Source organism: Pseudomonas sp. 31-12 (assembly GCF_003151075.1).
In the GTDB taxonomy this organism is placed as follows: domain Bacteria; phylum Pseudomonadota; class Gammaproteobacteria; order Pseudomonadales; family Pseudomonadaceae; genus Aquipseudomonas.
In genome coordinates, this window is sequence record NZ_CP029482.1 from 5115203 (window position 1) to 5133300 (window position 18098).

Annotated in this window: 17 protein-coding genes; 6 read left to right on the forward strand and 11 right to left on the reverse strand. The window is 61.4% G+C overall.

Annotation, left to right across the window (positions count from 1 at the left end; translation table 11 throughout):
* Positions 1-91: 91 nt before the first annotated feature.
* Positions 92-790, reverse strand: coding sequence for an orotidine-5'-phosphate decarboxylase (gene pyrF / locus DJ564_RS24145; protein ID WP_027924005.1), 699 nt, complete (start codon positions 788-790; stop codon positions 92-94).
* 293 nt (positions 791-1083) lie between these two features.
* Here pyrF and DJ564_RS24150 point away from each other — a divergent pair, with 293 nt between their 5' ends.
* The 3 genes from DJ564_RS24150 (at position 1084) to xopAW (ending at position 3761) form a co-directional block, all read left to right on the forward strand.
* Positions 1084-1842, forward strand: a complete 759-nt coding sequence (locus DJ564_RS24150; RefSeq protein WP_077749216.1) for a response regulator — start codon at positions 1084-1086, stop codon at positions 1840-1842.
* A complete protein-coding gene (locus DJ564_RS24155) occupies positions 1842-2891 on the forward strand; it encodes a HAMP domain-containing sensor histidine kinase (RefSeq protein WP_109633903.1) in 1050 nt (349 codons plus the stop codon). The genes DJ564_RS24150 and DJ564_RS24155 overlap by 1 nt, the downstream gene beginning before the upstream one ends.
* 240 nt (positions 2892-3131) lie before the next feature.
* The gene (gene xopAW / locus DJ564_RS24165; RefSeq protein WP_109633905.1) at positions 3132-3761 is read left to right on the forward strand and encodes an EF-hand domain-containing protein; all 630 of its coding nucleotides are present in this window, start codon (positions 3132-3134) and stop codon (positions 3759-3761) included.
* 125 nt (positions 3762-3886) lie between these two features.
* On the opposite strand, the gene DJ564_RS24170 is transcribed toward xopAW, so the two are convergent.
* From DJ564_RS24170 to DJ564_RS24220, 10 genes are all read right to left on the reverse strand, one after another.
* Positions 3887-4942 carry an AI-2E family transporter gene (locus DJ564_RS24170; RefSeq protein WP_109633906.1) on the reverse strand — a complete coding sequence of 352 codons (1056 nt, stop codon included), beginning with the start codon at positions 4940-4942 and terminating at the stop codon, positions 3887-3889.
* Positions 4943-5010: 68 nt separating this feature from the next.
* Positions 5011-5817 (reverse strand): DUF4892 domain-containing protein, encoded by an 807-nt coding sequence (locus DJ564_RS24175; RefSeq protein ID WP_109633908.1) that lies wholly within the window; start codon positions 5815-5817, stop codon positions 5011-5013.
* An 8-nt stretch (positions 5818-5825) separates the two neighbouring features.
* Positions 5826-6485: a glutathione S-transferase family protein gene (locus DJ564_RS24180; RefSeq protein ID WP_109633910.1), complete on the reverse strand. Its 660-nt coding sequence runs from the start codon at positions 6483-6485 to the stop codon at positions 5826-5828.
* A gap of 50 nt (positions 6486-6535) precedes the next feature.
* A complete protein-coding gene (locus DJ564_RS24185) occupies positions 6536-7390 on the reverse strand; it encodes an alpha/beta hydrolase (RefSeq protein ID WP_010457064.1) in 855 nt (284 codons plus the stop codon).
* On the reverse strand, positions 7387-8193 hold the full coding sequence (locus DJ564_RS24190) for an alpha/beta fold hydrolase (protein ID WP_162556236.1): 807 nt from the start codon (positions 8191-8193) through the stop codon (positions 7387-7389). The genes DJ564_RS24185 and DJ564_RS24190 overlap by 4 nt, the downstream gene beginning before the upstream one ends.
* Positions 8194-8500: 307 nt before the next feature.
* Positions 8501-8944: a hotdog fold thioesterase gene (locus tag DJ564_RS24195; RefSeq protein ID WP_109633914.1), complete on the reverse strand. Its 444-nt coding sequence runs from the start codon at positions 8942-8944 to the stop codon at positions 8501-8503.
* Positions 8945-8976: 32 nt separating this feature from the next.
* Positions 8977-10644 (reverse strand): AMP-binding protein, encoded by a 1668-nt coding sequence (locus tag DJ564_RS24200; protein ID WP_109633916.1) that lies wholly within the window; start codon positions 10642-10644, stop codon positions 8977-8979.
* A 249-nt stretch (positions 10645-10893) separates the two neighbouring features.
* Entirely contained in the window at positions 10894-11346 is a 453-nt protein-coding gene (sixA, locus tag DJ564_RS24210) for a phosphohistidine phosphatase SixA (RefSeq protein WP_109633918.1), read from the reverse strand.
* On the reverse strand, positions 11343-11687 hold the full coding sequence (locus DJ564_RS24215) for a DUF4389 domain-containing protein (protein ID WP_109633920.1): 345 nt from the start codon (positions 11685-11687) through the stop codon (positions 11343-11345). Before DJ564_RS24215 ends, sixA begins: the two co-directional genes overlap by 4 nt.
* A 23-nt stretch (positions 11688-11710) precedes the next feature.
* Positions 11711-12736, reverse strand: a complete 1026-nt coding sequence (locus DJ564_RS24220) for an NAD(P)H-dependent glycerol-3-phosphate dehydrogenase (RefSeq protein ID WP_109633922.1) — start codon at positions 12734-12736, stop codon at positions 11711-11713.
* Between the two features lie 196 nt (positions 12737-12932).
* Here DJ564_RS24220 and DJ564_RS24225 point away from each other — a divergent pair, with 196 nt between their 5' ends.
* Genes DJ564_RS24225 through DJ564_RS24235 form a run of 3 tightly spaced genes read left to right on the forward strand, consistent with a single transcriptional unit; the run spans position 12933 to position 17887 of the window.
* The gene (locus tag DJ564_RS24225; protein WP_109633924.1) at positions 12933-15056 is read left to right on the forward strand and encodes a TonB-dependent siderophore receptor; all 2124 of its coding nucleotides are present in this window, start codon (positions 12933-12935) and stop codon (positions 15054-15056) included.
* Positions 15057-15989 carry an ABC transporter substrate-binding protein gene (locus DJ564_RS24230; RefSeq protein WP_109633926.1) on the forward strand — a complete coding sequence of 311 codons (933 nt, stop codon included), beginning with the start codon at positions 15057-15059 and terminating at the stop codon, positions 15987-15989.
* Complete coding sequence (locus DJ564_RS24235) at positions 15986-17887, forward strand: ATP-binding protein (RefSeq protein WP_109633927.1); 1902 nt, start codon at positions 15986-15988, stop codon at positions 17885-17887. Before DJ564_RS24230 ends, DJ564_RS24235 begins: the two co-directional genes overlap by 4 nt.
* The last annotated feature ends 211 nt before the right edge of the window (positions 17888-18098 follow it).

The window sequence follows — 18098 nt, forward strand, 5'->3', positions numbered from 1 at the left end:
TCGCGAAGAGGAGTGTCAGTCGACATTAATATTGACTGATACACCGCCTTCGTGAGCAAGCCCGCTCCCACATTTGATCTTCAGCGTTTGGTCAGGCGAGTTCGGCGACTACGGCAGCCAACGCCTTGGCCGGATCCGCCGCCTGGCTGATCGGACGACCAATCACCAGGTAATCGGAACCGGCATCCAGCGCCTGACGCGGCGTCAGGATACGGCGCTGATCGTCCTGGGCGCTGCCCGCCGGGCGAATCCCCGGGGTCACCAGTTGCAGCGACGGGTGCGCCGATTTCAGGGCCTGGGCTTCCAGGGCCGAGCACACCAGACCGTCCATCCCGGCTTTTTCCGCCAGTGCGGCCAGGCGCAGCACCTGCTCCTGTGGCTCGATGTCCAGGCCGATACCCGCCAGATCTTCACGCTCCATGCTGGTCAGCACGGTCACGCCGATCAACAGCGGTTTAGGGCCGGTACGCTGATCGAGCACTTCACGGCAGGCGGCCATCATGCGCAGACCGCCGGAGCAGTGCACATTGACCATCCACACGCCCATCTCCGCCGCCGCTTTAACCGCCATGGCGGTGGTGTTCGGGATGTCGTGGAACTTGAGGTCCAGGAACACTTCGAAACCCTTGTCACGCAGGGTGCCGACGATTTCCGAGGCGCAGCTGGTGAACAGTTCCTTGCCTACTTTGACCCGACACAGCTTCGGGTCCAACTGGTCGGCCAGCTTCAGTGCGGCGTCACGGGTAGGGAAATCCAGGGCGACGATGATAGGAGTCTGGCAGACGGACATGTGCGGGCTCTCAGGCAGGACGAAATCGGCGCGCATTGTAGCGGAACCAGCGCCACTGCGGGACCCGATGATCGGTAAATCGTCCCGAAGACTCAAGCAAGCCTAGCCCCTGCAGCGATTGTGTCGAGTTCGATACACACACGACACGCCCACAACATCCTTGCTCGCTACCCTCGGCAGCCGCAACACGTCCTTACAGCACTTCCCGCCTCCGGGCCGGACGCCTATGCTGGAACCACAACCTCGCAGCCCATCTTTGTGGTTGGCAGCCTACCTGGCAGATGAACACACGCATGCACAGCACTCCAGCACCTCTGAATGACGATCAAAAAGCGCCCGCTGACGACAAACGCTGGAGCATTCGCGCCCTGATCGTTGACGATGACGTCCCGATCCGCGAACTGATGATCGACTACCTGGCCCGGTTCAATATTCACGCCAGCGGCGTCACCGACGGCGCCGCCATGCGCCTGGCACTGCAAGCGGAGCATTTCGACGTGGTGGTGCTCGACCTGATGCTGCCCGGTGAAGACGGGTTGTCGCTGTGCCGCTGGCTGCGCGCCGAGTCTGACATTCCGATCCTGATGCTCACCGCGCGCTGCGAACCCACTGACCGCATTATCGGCCTGGAACTGGGCGCCGATGACTACATGGCCAAGCCCTTCGAACCGCGAGAACTGGTCGCGCGGATTCAGACCATTCTGCGTAGAGTGCGCGACGACCGTACTGAACAGCGTGCGAATATTCGCTTCGACAACTGGCGCCTGAACAGCGTGCTGCGTCAGCTGATTGCCGCTGATGGCCTGGTGGTGCCGTTGTCGAACGCTGAATTCCGCCTGCTCTGGGTGTTCATCGAACGTCCGCGTCGGGTGCTCAGCCGCGAACAACTGCTGGATGCCGCCCGTGGTCGTTCGATTGAAGCGTTTGATCGCAGCATCGACTTGCTGGTCTCGCGCCTGCGCCAGAAGCTCGGCGATGACCCAAAAGCCCCGCAGCTGATCAAGACCGTTCGCGGTGAGGGTTATCTGTTCGACGCGAGGGACATCGGCTGATGCGGGCGCGCTTCGATACGCTGTTCGGCCGCCTGTTTGGCGTGCTGTTGCTGGCGATCATCCTGGCGCACCTGTTGGCGTTTGCCTGGTTTCACCATTACGGCCCTCCGCCGCCTCCGCCGCCACCGGCGTTTTCCCAAGGCATCGACGGTCAGCGTCCGCCGATGGACCCGCGCTTCGAAAACCGACCGCCACGGCCCTGGTTCGGCGGACCGTTGGTGCCGCTGACGTTCCAGTTTGTCTCGCTGATCATTGCCGCCTGGTACGGTGCCAAACTGCTGAGTCGACCGATCCAGCGCTTGAGCGACGCCGCTGAGCGCTTGAGCGAAAACCTCGACAGCCCGCCGCTGGATGAATCCGGCCCACGGGAAGCTCGGCAAGCGGCCTACACCTTCAATCTGATGCAGAAACGCATTATCGAGCAGGTGCAGCAGCGCTCGCGGATGCTCGGCGCAGTGTCCCACGACCTGCGCACGCCGCTCTCACGTCTCAAGTTGCGTCTGGAACAGATCGACGACGACAAGCTGCAGGGCCAGATGCGCCAGGATCTGGACGACATGATCAGCATGCTCGACGCCACCCTCACCTATTTGCACGAACAGCGCACCAGCGAAGCCGAACAATGGATGGACGTGCAGGCGCTGGTGGAATCGTTGAGCGAAAACGCCCAGGATCAGGGTGCCGATGTCCAGACCAGCGGCCACTGCGCACCGTTGCAAGTGCAGCCGATGGCCTTGCGCTCATGCATCAATAATCTGCTGGACAATGCCCTGCGCTATGCCGGGCATGCGCGGATTACTCTGGAAGACAACCGCGAGCAACTGGTGATCCGCGTCATCGACCACGGCCCCGGTATTGCGGCGGATAAGCGTGAAGCGGTGTTCGAGCCGTTCTTTCGGCTGGAAGGTTCGCGCAATCGCAACTCGGGCGGCGTCGGCCTGGGCATGACCATTGCCCGCGAAGCGGCGGACCGGCTGGGTGGTCAGTTGAGCCTGGAAGAAACACCCGGCGACGGTCTCACCGCCGTCATCCACCTACCCCGCACCTGAGCCCCCCCCAAAATCCCTTGTGGGAGCGAGCCTGCTCGCGATAGCGGTGTATCAGTCGCCATTGATGTTGACTGACACACCGCTATCGCGAGCAGGCTCGCTCCCACAGGGTTTGCGGCGCTTTTGATTCCTGCGCATGTGTACCACTCGGTACAAACCCCACACACCCACGACACCTTGCCCCTTGACGCTGCATAAGCCGGTGCACCCGCCGGCTTTCCATCCCAGGGAGTGAGCCCAATGATTGGTAGCGTCAGCAATTACACGAGCTTTACCAGCACCAGCAGCACCTCAACCAACAGCGCCCGCAGCCAGCAATTCCAGAAAGAACTGTTCGCCAAGCTCGACAGCAACAGCGACGGCGCGGTGGATCAGGACGAGCTCAAAAGCGCTCTGTCGCAGAAAACCGATGAGGGTCTTCTGGTCAGCCTGAGCAAAAACTTTGGCGACCTTGACAGCGACGACAGCGGCAGCCTGAGCAGCGAGGAAATGGCGGCAATGGCACCACCGCCACCGCCGCCACAGCAGGTGTCCAGCGAAGAATTGTTCAGCCAGTTGGATGCGGACAGCGACGGCAGCGTGACCGCCACCGAATTGAGCAGCGCGTTGCAGGCCAGCAACAACACCTCATCAACCAGCACCGACACCAGCGCCGCATTGCTCAAGGTGCTGGACAGTGACAGCAGTGGCGCGGTCAGCAGCGATGAACTGCAAGCGGCGTTGCAAGCGGGTCGCGAGAAAACCAGCGACAGCTCCACCACGCAGTTCAACGTCAATGAAGCGCTGAACAAAATGATCGCCAACCTGAGCAAGCAGTATTCGCTTGATAACGTGGCGAGCGTGGGCAAGTACCTGAACGTATCGACCTGAGTCAAAAGCTTCGCGGGCAAGCCCGCTCCCACAGGATTCAGTGGTGTTCACGCTTTCGTGTGTTACATCCAGATCCCTGTGGGAGCGAGCTTGCTCGCGAAGAGGCCATCAGCCACGACATACGATTAAGGCTGGCGATCCTCTACCCGCGCATGACTCTTGCTCCAGTCCGTCAACAGACTGTACGCAACCGCCAGCAACGTCGGCCCGATAAACAAGCCGATAAACCCAAACGCAATCAAACCGCCAAACACGCCCAGCAACACGATCACCAACGGCAAATTCCCGCCCCGGCTGATCAGATATGGCTTCAGCACGTTGTCGACGCCGCTGATGATAAACGTGCCCCAGCACCCGAGGAACACCGCCATCCCGTACTCGCCGTTCCAGGCCAGCCACGCCGTGGCCGGAATCCACACTAACGGTGGCCCCATCGGAATCAGGCTGAGCATGAAAGTCACGATGCCTAACACCAGCGCTCCGGGCACGCCGGCAATCAGGAACCCGATCAACGCCAGGACTGCCTGCGCCGCCGCCGTGCCGATCACCCCGTTCACCACCCGCTGCACGGTGCCCGCCACCAGATCAATGTAATAGCCGGCGCGATCGCCAATCAGCCGCTGCAGCAAGCCATGGACAAACGCCGCCAACCGCGGCCCGTCGCGGTAGAAAAAGAACACGAACACAATGCTCAACGTCAGCTCGAGAATCCCGCCGCCAATCTGTGCACTGCGCGCCAGCAGCCAGTTGCCGACCTGGCCCAGATAAGGTTTGACCGCGACCATCATCGCCGCGCCTTGCTGATCGATGCTGTTCCAGATCACCACCAACCGCTCGCCCACCAAAGGCACACCCCCCAGCCAGGTCGGTGCCTCCGGCAAACCGTCCATCTGCACATCCTTGATCAGCGCCGTGGCGTCACGCACGTGGTCCGCAAGGTTGAACCCGAGCCAGACCAGTGGCACCGCCACCAGCAACATCCAGCCGAGTGTCAGCACCAGCGCGGCCAGGGATTCCCGGCCATTGAGCCAGCGGGTCAGCAACCGCATCAGCGGCCAACTGGCGAACGCCAGCACCGCGCCCCAGAACAAGGCCGACCAGAACGGCGCCATCACCCAGAGGCTCGCGCCAAACAGCACCAGGAGCAGAATCTGCACCAACAGCCGATCGTTATTGAGCATGTAGGTTCTCGAAAAAATCAGTCCACAAAGAACAGGCGAACGCGCCAACCGCGTTCGCCTGATGAAGCTTATCGCAACAGTTCGATGTGCAGGCCAGGGCTTTCGACGCTGCCGGCTTCCATTCGCGCAGCGCGCACGCCCTGCCCGATCAGCGCCTGGCGCCAGGCTTCGGCATTCGGCCCGGAAACACTGACCCGCAACGTGGTATCCAGGTTCAACCCGCGGGAAAGCAACCGCAGCCAGGTGGCATCAGGATCGGCGCTCAATGTGGGGAAATCGAGTACACCGGTACTTTTCAGCTCTCGCAGCAAGGTCGCCGACGTCGGCAGCAAATCGCCCAGCGGCGCCGCGGCGTCGAATTGTTCGACGTGCAGGTAAGCTTTGCGATTGCCGCGAGTGATGCTGTAAAGCGCGACGAGCGTGTTGTCCTGTGGCGCCGCCAGTCGCAGCAGCAAATACGCCTGTTGATCATCGGCGCCATAGAGCTTGGCGTTGGTGAACACTTCGTTGGCCCACAGGCTGCTTTCGCCGCAATCGCGCGCCTGGCACCAGAACAGCAACTCGGCGCCCTGCTTCTGCAAGGCTTCACGCGCCGCAGTGAAGGCATCGTTGGAGGAGTGTTCCGGCGGCAACTCGTAGGTTACCGAGGTGGTTTGCCCGCGCGCGCTGACCTGCCCATCGAAGCGCAACTGGCCACTGATTTTACGGATCGAACCCAGCGGATAAATCCGCTCGAGTTCCACCGCCGGGCGATAGTCGACGATCTGCGCATCGGCCATGCGCGGCACGATCGGCAAGTCCTGACTGCCCGGGACATCGGCGGCAAATAACATGGGGCTGAAACAACACAGCGCCAGCACACTGAATGAACGCATGGATAGACTCATCGGATCAGCATGGCCTGGGCACCTTTGACGACACTGGCATCATCGATGCGCTCGGGCACCAGCAAACCGCGCTGGACCGCCGGACGCGCTTCCATGGTCGCCATCCAGCGTTGCAAGGCCGGCAAACCGTCCACCTCGACACCGGACCACTCATGGCCCCGCACCCAAGGATAGGTGGCGATGTCGGCAATGCTGTACTCACCCGCCAAGAACTCCACGGCTTGCAGGCGCGTATCGAGCACCTCATAGAGGCGGCGGGTTTCATGTTGATAGCGGTCGATGGCGCCCTGGAGCTTTTCCGGAAAGTAGCGGAAAAACACGTTGGCCTGGCCCTGCATCGGGCCGATCCCACCCATCTGGAACATCAGCCATTGCAGGACGACCGAGCGCCCCTTCGGGTCCTTGGGCAGCAGTTTGCCGCTCAGCTCAGCGAGGTAAATCAGGATAGCGCCGGATTCGAACACGGCAAAATCGCCGTTGGCGCGGTCGACAATCGCCGGAATCCGGCCATTGGGATTGATCTTGAGGAAGTCCGGTGACTTCTGTTCCTTTTTGTCGAAACTCAAGGCGTGCACCGTGTAGGGCAGGCCGAGTTCCTCGAGCACGATAGAGACCTTGTGGCCATTCGGGGTCGCAGCGGTGTAGAGATCTATCATGGTTGTCTCCCATTTCAACCCGCCCAGCCTCGACAGTTGCCCGGCGCAAGTCAAGGAACGGCGAAGAACCTATTGAAACAGTCTGCGACAAGGTCGGCGCCGGGTTCGTCATTCAGGTGCAAATGATGGCCGCCGGGCAGCTGTTCACGGCTAAAGGGTAGACGCTCCAGCAACTCGGGATGTTTGGCGAGCATGCCGTCCGCTGCAACCACCAACAACGCAGGACAACTGACCCGCTGGACGAAGGCCATCGCCTGTTCGGTGGTAAGACGCAGCGGCGACGGCAGCGTGAGACGGTTGTCGGTGCGCCAGGTGTAACCGCCCGGCACCGGCATCAAACCCCGTTGGGCCAACAGCTCGGCCGCTTCGCGACTGACCGCCACCAAACCTTTCATGCGAGCCTCGATGGCACGGTCCAGGGTGTTGTAGACCGGTTTGCGTTTTTCCCGCAAATCCAGCTGCGCTTGCAGGGCCATGCCCATGCGTTCGGCGGCATTTTCGCCTTTGTCCGTAGGAGGAATGATGCCGTCGATCAACGCCAGATGCGTGACGCGTTCCGGCATCGACCCGGCGATGATCAACGAAGCGATCGCGCCCATGGAGTGCCCCATCAGTGCAAAACGCTTCAGGCCCAACTGTTCGGCCACTTGCAGCACGTCGTGGGCGTAATCCCACATCGCGTAACCGGCACCGGTCGGGCGATGCCCGGAGTGACCGTGACCGGCCATGTCCAGCGCGATGATGCGCAGGCCTTTGAGCTTCGGTGCCAACCGGGCAAAGCTGTTGGCGTTGTCCAGCCAGCCGTGCAAGGCGATCACCGGCAGGCCGTCTTCGGGGCCGAACAAATGCGCGGCCAGTTCGATGTGCGGCAGGCTCAGGCGAACTTCTTCGACGACGTGGCTCATGCGCAATCCTGCTGGCGACGACCTTCCCAGCGGCTAAACAGGTTTTTCAGCAGCGCGGCGGTGTCTTGCGGACGTTCGAGGGGAAACATGTGGCCGCCGGGCATGGTCAGGGACTCACCCAACGGCATGCGCCCGACGGAGCTTGCGTGATGACGCATCACCACCCGGCTCTTGTGCCCACGCACCACCGCCAGCGGCACTTTCAACTGCCGTGCCTGGCCTGGACTGGTGTGCGGGACGCCACGGTAGATGCTGATTTCCGTGGCCGGGTCGAAACGCAGGCGCAGCTTGTCGCCGACTTTTTGCAAACCGTGTTGCAGGTATGCGTCGAAGCATTCCGGATCGAAGCTGCGGAACAGGGTTTTACCCGCGAAATACAGTCGCGCCGCTTCCAGATCGGCGAACTCTTCCCGGCGTCCCAGCGTGCGACCGGCCGGGGTCAGACGGTCGATGAAACCGAAGCGCTTGGCAGCACGGATCACCCATTGATCGGCACGGGTCAACACCGGCGAATCGAGCATCACCACACCGCGATACAGTTCAGGGCAACGCAACGCCGCGTGCAGGTGCAACACACCGCCGAAGGAGTGACCGACGCCCCAGACCGGTTCCGGTTGCTGTTTGAGGTGATGGATCAGTTCGTCCACCAGGTTGCGCCAATTGTCGTCCGCCGGGAAACGCGGATCGTGGGCGTGCTGTTCCAGATGCGTCACCTGATACTCGGGCGCCAGCGCCGCGAACAACTTGCCGTAGGTGCCCGACGGAAATCCATTGGCGTGGGCGAAAAATATCTGTTGCGACATACCGGCAAATCCATGAGCGAGAACAGGGGTTGATTGTCCGTAAGACGCGAGCCTGCGGCAATGACTGTAAGTGCCAGGAATGATGACAGTCCGGTCAAGGGAATGGCGTGTCAGATGAATCCCCCCTCACCCCAGCCCTCTCCCCACGGGGGAGAGGGGGAAAGGGAGCAGATCTGCGTTGGCTTCCAGACCTGAGTTCGACTCAATATTTCAGGTCGATGTAGCTCCAGAAACAACTCGGTCAGTCCCCTCGCCCCTTGGGGAGAGGGTTAGGGTGAGGGGGGGAATGAATTGAAGAAACACACTCTCAGCGAGCCGGTGGATTCTCGCCCAATGGCACAACCGCCATGGTCAACCGCGACACGCAACTGGCCTTGCCCTCATCGCTGGTCAAGCGAATGTCCCAGACATGGGTCGTGCGCCCAATGTGAATCGGCTTGGCCACCGCCGTCACTCGCCCGCTGCGCAGACCTCGCAAGTGGTTGGCGTTGATTTCCAGACCCACGCAATAGAACTTGCTCGCATCGATGCACAGGTAACTGGCCATGGAACCGACCGTTTCAGCCAGCACCACCGAGGCGCCGCCGTGCAGTAAACCGTATGGCTGATGCGTGCGGTGGTCGATGACCATGCTCGCGGTCAGGGATTCCTCATCAAAGGCTTCGAAGCGAATATCCAGCACTTCGCCGATGGTGTTTTTCTGGATTGCGTTCAACTGCTCGACGTTGGGAGTGGTACGCCACAAACTCATCGTTGCTTTCCTTTGTTGGTTTTATTCGTCGCTCAATCCTGCCACAGCACCGCCTCGCTGCGCTCGCTCCATTCTTCGAAGCGAGCGCCGTACGCCGCTTCGATCACGTTGCGCTTGATCTTCAGGGTCGGCGTCAGGAAGCCGTTTTCCACCGCCCAACTGTCCTTGACCACCACCAACCGACGCAAGCGCTCGTGTTTGTCGAGCCCGCCATTGACCTCCTCCAGCAGTTTTTCCAGGCTTGAATGCAGCCCCGCCCGCGCCGTTCCGCTGGCATCCTGCTGACCGACAGCGGACAGCACGCACAACCCCAGCGGCGCACTCAAACCATCGCCGACCACGCACACCTGTTCGATCCGCGAATGCACCGCCAGCCGGTTTTCGATCGGCGCCGGGGCGACGTATTTGCCTTTGCTGGTCTTGAAGATTTCTTTCAGCCGCCCGGTCAGGCGCAGGTAGCCTTCGGTATCTTGCTCGCCCTTGTCACCGGTGCGCAGGAAGCCGTCCTCGGTGATGGTTTCTGCGGTTTTCTCAGGGTCCTTGAAATAACCAAGCATGGTCGCGCCGCTGCGCACCATGACTTCGCCGGAGTCGGCGATCCGCACTTCAACTTCCGGGCAAGGCTTGCCGATCCAGCCGGGTTTATCGTCCCCGGGGCGGCCGATGTGGGAGTAACCGCAGCTCTCGGTCATGCCGTAGACCTCCAGCACGTCCAGCCCCAATTTGCGATACCACAGCAACAAGGTCTGCGGCACGGGTGCGGCGCCGGACAACGCCACGCGCAACGCATCCAGCCCCAACCCGGCGAGCACTTTGTGCCCGACCCGCTTGCCGATGAAGGGCAGCCCGAGCAGGAAGTCGAGGCGTTTTGCCGGGATCTTGCTGTACACGCCCATCTGGAACTTGGTCCAGATCCGCGGCACGCCAAACAACGCGGTCGGCCGCGCGCGCTGCAAATCGGTGAGGAAGGTGTCGAGGCTCTCGGCAAAGAACACGGTTTGCCCGGTGTAGATCGACGCCAACTCGACAAACATCCGCTCGGCAACGTGGCACAGCGGCAGGTAGGACAGCAATCGGTCCGACTCATTGAGGCCAAACAGTTGAGTGCCGCGCGTGGTGGCGAACCCAAGATTGCCGAAGCTGTGCATCACGCCTTTGGGCAGCCCGGTGGTGCCGGAGGTGTAAATGATGGTCGCCAACTGATCGGCGGCGGGTTTGGGGTCATCCTGGATCGGGGAACTGCGCTGCAGGTCGGCCCAGCTGAAATCAAAGGTGCCAGGGGGATGCAGTGGCAGGCTGATGGTCGGCAGGTCGGCGCTGACCCCGCGGGACATGCCCGGCCAGTCATCGAGTTTACCGATGAACGCCAGCGCCGCTTCTGAGTGTTGAAGCACTTGCGCCACGGATTCGGCCGTGAGGTTCGGGTACAGCGGCACTGAAACGTGGCCGGCCATCCAGATTGCCAGGTCGGCGATGATCCAGTGGGCACAGTTTTTCGAGATCAGGGCGATGTGGCTGCCTTGGGGCAGTTCGCGGGCCCGCAGCCAGTGCGCGGCGCAGCGAGCCTGATGGCCGACGTCGGCCCAGGTCAGGGTCTCGACTTGTCCGCCGCCGGTAGGCTGGACCAGATACCGCTGGCGGGGATGACGGGCTTCACGCTCGTAAAAGACGTCCAGCGGCAAACGAAAAGCAGCAGACATGCGACTCGCTCCTTTATTTTTGGTCTGGAGCAAGCGTAGTCAACCAAGCGGTTGCTTGGTTGACTATTTCACACAAAAAAACAGGGGCGCAGCAGAACCTGTGGGAGCGGGCTTGCTCGCGAAAGCGGTGTGTCAGGCAACATTGATAGCGACTGACACTCCCTCTTCGCGAGCAAGCCCGCTCCCACACTTGATCAGTGTCGCTCACATGTTTCGGGCACCCACCATCCCCCCTCGGAAACACCAGGGTTACGGGTGTTTGATGCCTTTGAGTTTCATCGCACCGGCCAGCGGCAAGTCACCTTCGAGTTCTGCAAGGCCGGCCGTTTTCACCGCTTCCGGATCTTGCACATGCCCGTTCTGCAGGTAACCCAGCAAATTGCCCACCAGCGGGTTATGACTGACCAGCAGCGCGTGATCGACAGACACCAACTGCTCGGCCACCGCTTGCGGACGATTGTCGGGGGTCAACCATTCAACGGTGCGGATCTCTGGCTGGAAGCCCAGCGCTTCGCGTACCAGCTGCGCGGTCTCCTGCGCTCGCAGGAAAGGACTGGCATAAATCGCGGTAATCGGCTGGCCGATCAACTCGGCGGCGGTGCGCAGCACTTCTTCACGACCGTGGGCGGTCAATGCCCGCTCGGAATCAGGACGACTGCCGTGTGGCTCGGCTTCACCATGACGCAATACCCAGAGTTTCATAGTTTCGGCTCCTCATCTCGGGCCGGATGTGGCGCTGGCGGCACGGCGTGCGGCGCTTCGCCTTCCGGAGTACGCGGCGTCGGCCAGTCGGCGAACGGCCAGGGTTTCTGGTCGCTGTGGAAGGTGCCGAAACGACCGATCTGCGCCAGGAACTGGCTCAGGCTGTCGCCGAAGTTCATCAGGCTGGCGCTCGGGGCGCCATAAATCAAACGATAGATCAGTTGCACCAGCACCACCGCGCCGAGGATGAACTGCGCCACTTGCCAGACCAGCAAGAAGACGATCATCCATAACACCCGCAGCAGAATGGACTCGTAGGTGGGCTCTTTCGGATCGTTCATGTGCATCTCCCTGGAAAGCGTGATCAGTTGAAACCGCTGGTGGAAATGAAGTCGACATCGGTTTTGGGTTCGCCGCGCATCAACAGTTCAATCACTTGATTGAGCGTGCGCCCTTCGAACAGGATCGCGTGCAACCCGGCGACCAGCGGCATGTAGACGCCCACTTCCTGAGCCTTGGCCTTGAGCACCTTGAGCGTGTTCACGCCTTCGGCGACTTCGCCCAGGCGGGTGACCGCATCTTCAAGGCTCAACCCCTGGCCGAGGGCAAACCCGACCTGGTAGTTGCGGCTTTTCGGCGACGAGCACGTGACGATCAAGTCGCCCACGCCGGCCAGCCCCAGGAACGTCATCGGGTTGGCGCCCTGATTCACCGCGAAGCGGGTCATTTCCGCCAACGCGCGAGTGATCAGCATGCTCTTGGTGTTTTCGCCCATGCCCAGCGCCACCGCCATGCCGGCGATGATCGCGTACACATTTTTCAGTGCCCCGCCCAACTCCACGCCAAAACGGTCGGCGCTGGCGTAAACGCGGAAGGTGCGACCATGCAGCGCTTCCTGGACTCGTTGGCAGAGTTCTTCGTCTTCGCTGGCGACCACCGTGGCGGTCAGCGCGTGTTCGGCGATTTCACGGGCCAGGTTCGGCCCGGACAGCACGCCGATGCGCGCTTGCGGGGCGATTTCCTCGAGGATCTCGCTCATCAGCTTGAAGGTGTGGGCTTCGATGCCTTTGGTCAGGCTGACCAGCAATTTGCCGTTCAAACGGTCGGCGTGCGGGACCAGTACCGAGCGCAGCGCGCTGGACGGCAGCGCGACAAAGCACAGGTCGCAGGCGTCCAGGGTCGCTTGCAAGTCGGTCACCGGTTCGACTGCCGGAAGAATCTTGATGCCTTTGAGGTAACGCGGGTTCTCGCGATTGACCCGAATGGACTCGGCCTGTTCGGGATCACGCATCCACTGCCGGACCTGATGCCCGTTCTCGGCCAACAGATTAGCCACGGCGGTACCAAAACTTCCGCCCCCCAGGACCGCAATTGGGCGCTGTTCAGTCATATGCAATCCGTTAATCCATACCAGTGGCGATGTCGGCATTATACGGAGCGTCCCAGTGGCGGCCAGCCCCCGCATCAATTACCGATACTTGTAGGAAGAAGACCAATAAATCCTAGGAAAATGCCGGCATCGTGAATGGAAAAGTCGACCAGCTCGGTTAACATGCGCGCCAACTCATCGTTATCAAGGACGTTTCGTGTCGTTTGGCTCCCCTTCACCCCGCTCGCCGCTGGTTCTGGCACTGATTTTCAGCTCGCCATTGCTGGCCGACGACTTGTTCCTCGACAACGAAACGCTGCCGCAAGTGCTCACGGCCACCCGCCTGAAGCAGTCGCCGGCCGCCGTCCCGGGGAGCATGACGGTGATCGACAGCGAGCTGATCAACGCCAGCGGCGCGCGGGACATCAGCGAATTGCTGCGGCTGGTGCCGGGCATGATGGTCGGCAATATCAGCGGCAATCAGGCGACGGTGAATTACCACGGCACCAACGCCACAGAAGCGCGGCGCATGCAGGTGCTGATCGACGGCCGTTCGGTATACCGCGCCGGCCTGGCCACGGTGGACTGGAGTGATATTCCGGTGGCCATGGAAGACATCGAGCGCATCGAGGTTTTCCGCGGCCCCAACACCGTCAGCTATGGCGCCAATGCGCTGATGGCGGTGGTCAACATCATCACCCGCAACCCGGCCGACAGCCACGGCACGCGGATGAAAGTCACTCGTGGCCAGCGCGGCATCAACGACTTTTATGCCAGCCAGGGCACGGGGTGGGACGGCGGCGACCTGCGCCTGTCGTTGTCCGGCCAGGAAGACGACGGCTTCGACACCGATCGCAACGGCGCCGATTATCGCGACAGCCGCCGTCTGAACCGCTTCAACCTGGCCGTCAGCCAGACGCTGAACGAAAACCAGAGCATCGACTGGCAGTTGAACGCCAAGGACGGGACCAACCAGCGGCCTTATACCTACCGCCCGGTATTCTCCGGGATTACCGCGGCCGGGAACAATTCCGACGTCGTCGCCAAGGACTACGCCGGTTCGTTGCGCTGGAACCTGGATATCAATCCCGATCACAGCCTTTATATCCAAGGTTCGGCCCAGCACTGGGACCGCCAGCAGACCTGGCGCGCCTGCGATGCCGAGGTTTCGTTCAGCCCGGAACTGACCGAACTCTGGCAGCTCAACCCGAACTACACCGAACGCCTGGCGCGCAACATGGAACGCTTTACCGGGCCCGGCGCACCGGCCGGCACGGCGGCGGAACAAGCGCTGGGCAATCAAGTGCTGGCGCAATGGCGCAACGGCGCCCGACAAACCCTCTGTGGCGACATCGACCAGAGCGCACGGGAGTCGCGCTACGACCTTGAACTGCAAGACACCCTCAGCCTGTCCGACAGTCTGCGACTGGTCAGTGGCATGAACTATCGTTACGACCGGGCAGATTCCGAAACCTACTTCAATGGCACGCTCGACGACACCACCTGGCGGGCATTCGGCCAACTCGAGTGGCGCGCCACCGAGCACTGGTTGCTGCAGGGTGGAGCCATGTTCGAAGACACGCAATTGACCGGCAGTTCGTTGACCCCGCGGGTGGCGGTCAATTACCTGATCAACCCGCGCCACGGCCTGCGCGCGGTGTACTCGGAAGCGATCCGTTCCCCGGACATGTTCGAGAACAACGTCAACTGGAGTTACCAGGTGACCAACCTGCGACCCAGTGCCTACGGCCAGACCAGCGCCCGTTATTTCGTCAAGACCCGCGGCCCCGGCGACCTCGAACAGGAACGCATGCGCTCGCGCGAGCTGGGCTACAACGGCTACTTCGCGGAGCTTGGGCTGACGGTCGATGTGAAGCTGTTCTACGACGAAATCAGCGGCATGATCAGCGAGCCGCTGCGCAACAATCAGTACATCGCCAGCAATTCCAACAGCTCGCGTTTCAAGGGCACGGAAACCCAGCTGGACTGGCGCCTGAGCAGCGCCGACCGGCTGCGCCTGACTTACGCCTACGTCGATGCCGAGGCGAGCAATCCGCAAGATGAGCAACTGACGGCGCGCAACAGCGGTTCCGCCGGCTGGCTGCGCAATTGGGGTCACGGCTGGAACAGCGCCCTCTTCTATTACGGGGACGACGCCCTCAACGGCTACCGCTTCGAACGCGTCGATACGCGCATCGCCAAACGCATCGGCCTGGGCAAGGCCAGCCTGGAACTGGCCGGTGTGCTCCAGCAGCGCCTCGACCATCAACCCACCACCTTCGTCGACAACAACTACGACGAGCGTCGGGTGCTCTACTTCAGCGCGGAGCTGACGTTTTAAATGCTGCATCGCCGGTCGCGGAAGTCGCCAAGCCTTGGCCGCCTGCTGGCAGGGTTGTGCCTGACGTTTGCCGGCCTGTTCGGCAGCCTGTCGGCACAAGCCGTCGACATTCTGCTGACCGGCACCGAAGACAGTCCCGGCGTGCAATCCTTTGTGCAGGCGCTGAGCGGCATGCGCCCTGCCGACAGCGTGCGTTTCCAGGCACTGGACAGCTTGCCGACGCCGGGCAAACTATCCGCCGATACCCGTTTGATCCTGCTCGATCTGCCGAGCCTCGACTGGCGCCTGCAGGAGACTCAAGGTCCGCCGACGTTGGTGCTGCGCATCAGTCGCCTGCAAGCCCACCAACGTTTCGGCGCTGACTTTCCAACGAACCTCAGCCTGCTCTGGAGCGATCCACCGCTGGATCGGCAATTGCGCCTGATCCGGCTCATCCTGCCCGAGGCCCGACGCATCGGCGTGCTGTACGACAGTCACAGCGAATTCCTGCTCACGGAATTGCGTCTGTCGGCACAAGCGTTGGGCCTTGAAGTGATCGCCGAGCGATGGGACAACACCAACGACAGCCGCCCCTTACAGGATTTGCTGAAGAACTGCGATGTGCTGCTGGGCCTCGACGACTCCGATTTGTACAACCCCAAAACCGCAAAAAACCTGCTGTTGAGCAGCTACTCGCGACAACTTGCGCTGGTCGGCCCCAACGCCGCGTTCGTCAAGGCCGGCAGCCTGGCCAGCACCTACAGCGATCAGAACGATTGGCTGGAAGTGCTCGACGCATTGCTCAATCGCCCGCCCACAGCCTGGCCGCGTGCGTTGTATCCGCAACACTTCAAAGTGTTAAGTAATCCGCAGGTGGCTCGTTCATTGGGTATTGAACAGGTGACTGAAGCGTTTGTCGCAGCACAGTTGACCGAAGGAGAACGCCGCCCATGACCTTCCGTCGCGGATGGGACATCAATACCCGCACGCAGATCATCAGCCTCGGCCCCGCCCTGTTGCTGACCTTGCTGCTGATCAGTTTCTTCACCTTCGTGCGGATCCAGGACTTGCGTCAGGAGCTCAACCACACCGGCCAGCTGATCGCCAACCAACTGGCGCCCGCGACGGAATACGGGGTGATCTCGGGCAACAACGAGGTGCTCGAAAGCTTGCTCAAGGCCACGCTGGCCACGCCAAACGTGCGCTTTCTCGAAGTCCAGGACAGCGCCAACCGGATTCTGGTGTACGTCGAGCAACCGTCGGAAACCCACGCTCGCTCGCATCAGGTCGAAGTGTTCCAGGCACCGGTGCGGCTGCAACGGATCGCCCTGAACAATGATTTTTTCCAGGGCAGCAAAGCCGATAACACGGCGCCGCCCGAAGACTATCTGGGCCGGGTGATCGTCGGTTTGTCCAATGACGCCTTCAGCCAGCGCCAGCAGGAAATCCTGTTCAAGGCCGGGATCCTCGCCTTGTTCGCCCTGCTGTTCACCTTTCTGGTGGCCCGTCGCCTGGCCGGCAGCCTGTCGCAGCCGATCCGCGACATCGGCCACGCCGTGAAGGCGATTCAGGACGGCGACTACAAAACGCCGCTGCCTATCGTCGACGACACCGAATTGGGCGCGTTGTCGCAGCACATCAACAACCTCGCCCAAGGCCTTGAGCAGGCCAGCCGTGAGCAGCATCAGGCCATGGCGCAATTGATCCAGACCCGCGAAGAAGCGGAAAAGGCCAACAACGCCAAATCCGACTTCCTGGCGATGATGAGCCATGAACTGCGCACGCCGATGAATGGCGTGCTGGGCATGCTGCAACTGCTGGAAACCACCGATATGACCGAGGAGCAGATCGAGTATGCGGCGCTGGCTTCGGAGTCCACCGAACACCTGCTCAAAGTCATCAACGACATTCTCGACTTCTCGCGCATCGAGCGTTCGGAACTGGAGCTTGAACACATTCCGTTCAATCTCGCAGACTTGATCAGCAGCTGCGCCCAGTCGTTCCAGCACAGCGCGGCGCAACGCCGGCTCGATCTGGCCTTGGCGATTCCCGAGGACATGCGCGCGTTGCAGGTTCAGGGCGACCCGACGCGGATCCGGCAAATTCTGGTCAACCTGGTGGGCAACGCGCTGAAGTTCACCGAGCAAGGCCGCGTCAGCATCGAGCCACAATGGCAGTCACTGGATCACGAACTGCTGTGGTTCACCTGCACCGTGCGCGACAGCGGGATTGGCATCTCGGCCGAAAGCCTGGAATTGATGTTCAATGCGTTCCAGCAAGCCGACAGTTCTATTTCAAGGCGTTACGGCGGCACCGGGCTGGGATTGCCGATTGCCCGCACACTGGCCGAACGCATGGGCGGCACCTTGCGCGCGCAGAGTGAAGAAGGCCGCGGCTCGGTGTTCACACTGGAAATCCCGCTGGCCCTGTATAAGCAGTCGCTGCCGGAATTGAAGCCACGGACCCAGGCTGGCGACGGCCATGGCGAAGGGCGCAATGTGCTGCTGGTGGAGGACAACCCGGTCAACCAGACGGTCATCGAAGCAATGTTGCGCAGCCTGGGCTTTACTGTCAGCGTCGCGACCGATGGCGCACAGGCGGTACGAAGTGCCGAGAGCCTGATTTTCGAAGCGATTCTGATGGATTGCCGACTGCCGATCATCGACGGCTACGAAGCCACCCGCCAGATCCGCCGGTTGCCCGGTTGTGCAGACTTGCCGATCATCGCCCTGACTGCCAATGCCTTGCAGGGTGATCGTGAGGCATGTTTATCCGCCGGAATGAACGATTACTTGGCCAAGCCGTTCAAACGCACTGATCTGCAGCAAATTCTGCAGCGCTGGGTGCAGTAGTGCAGGCCTTTCGACCATCTGCGACTGGCGTGAAAGGCGAAAGTGCGGCAGTCTTAGGCACCCGAACAGGCCCGAAAAGGGGCTTGAATAATAATTTCAGTGCACAAGTGTACATTCATGTCCTTGGTGCTGTGACTTTCACCACAACGCAATAGTCTATGAGTAGGCTGCTGATTCGAGGCATGAACGCCTCGGTCGGCCGGGAAGATTT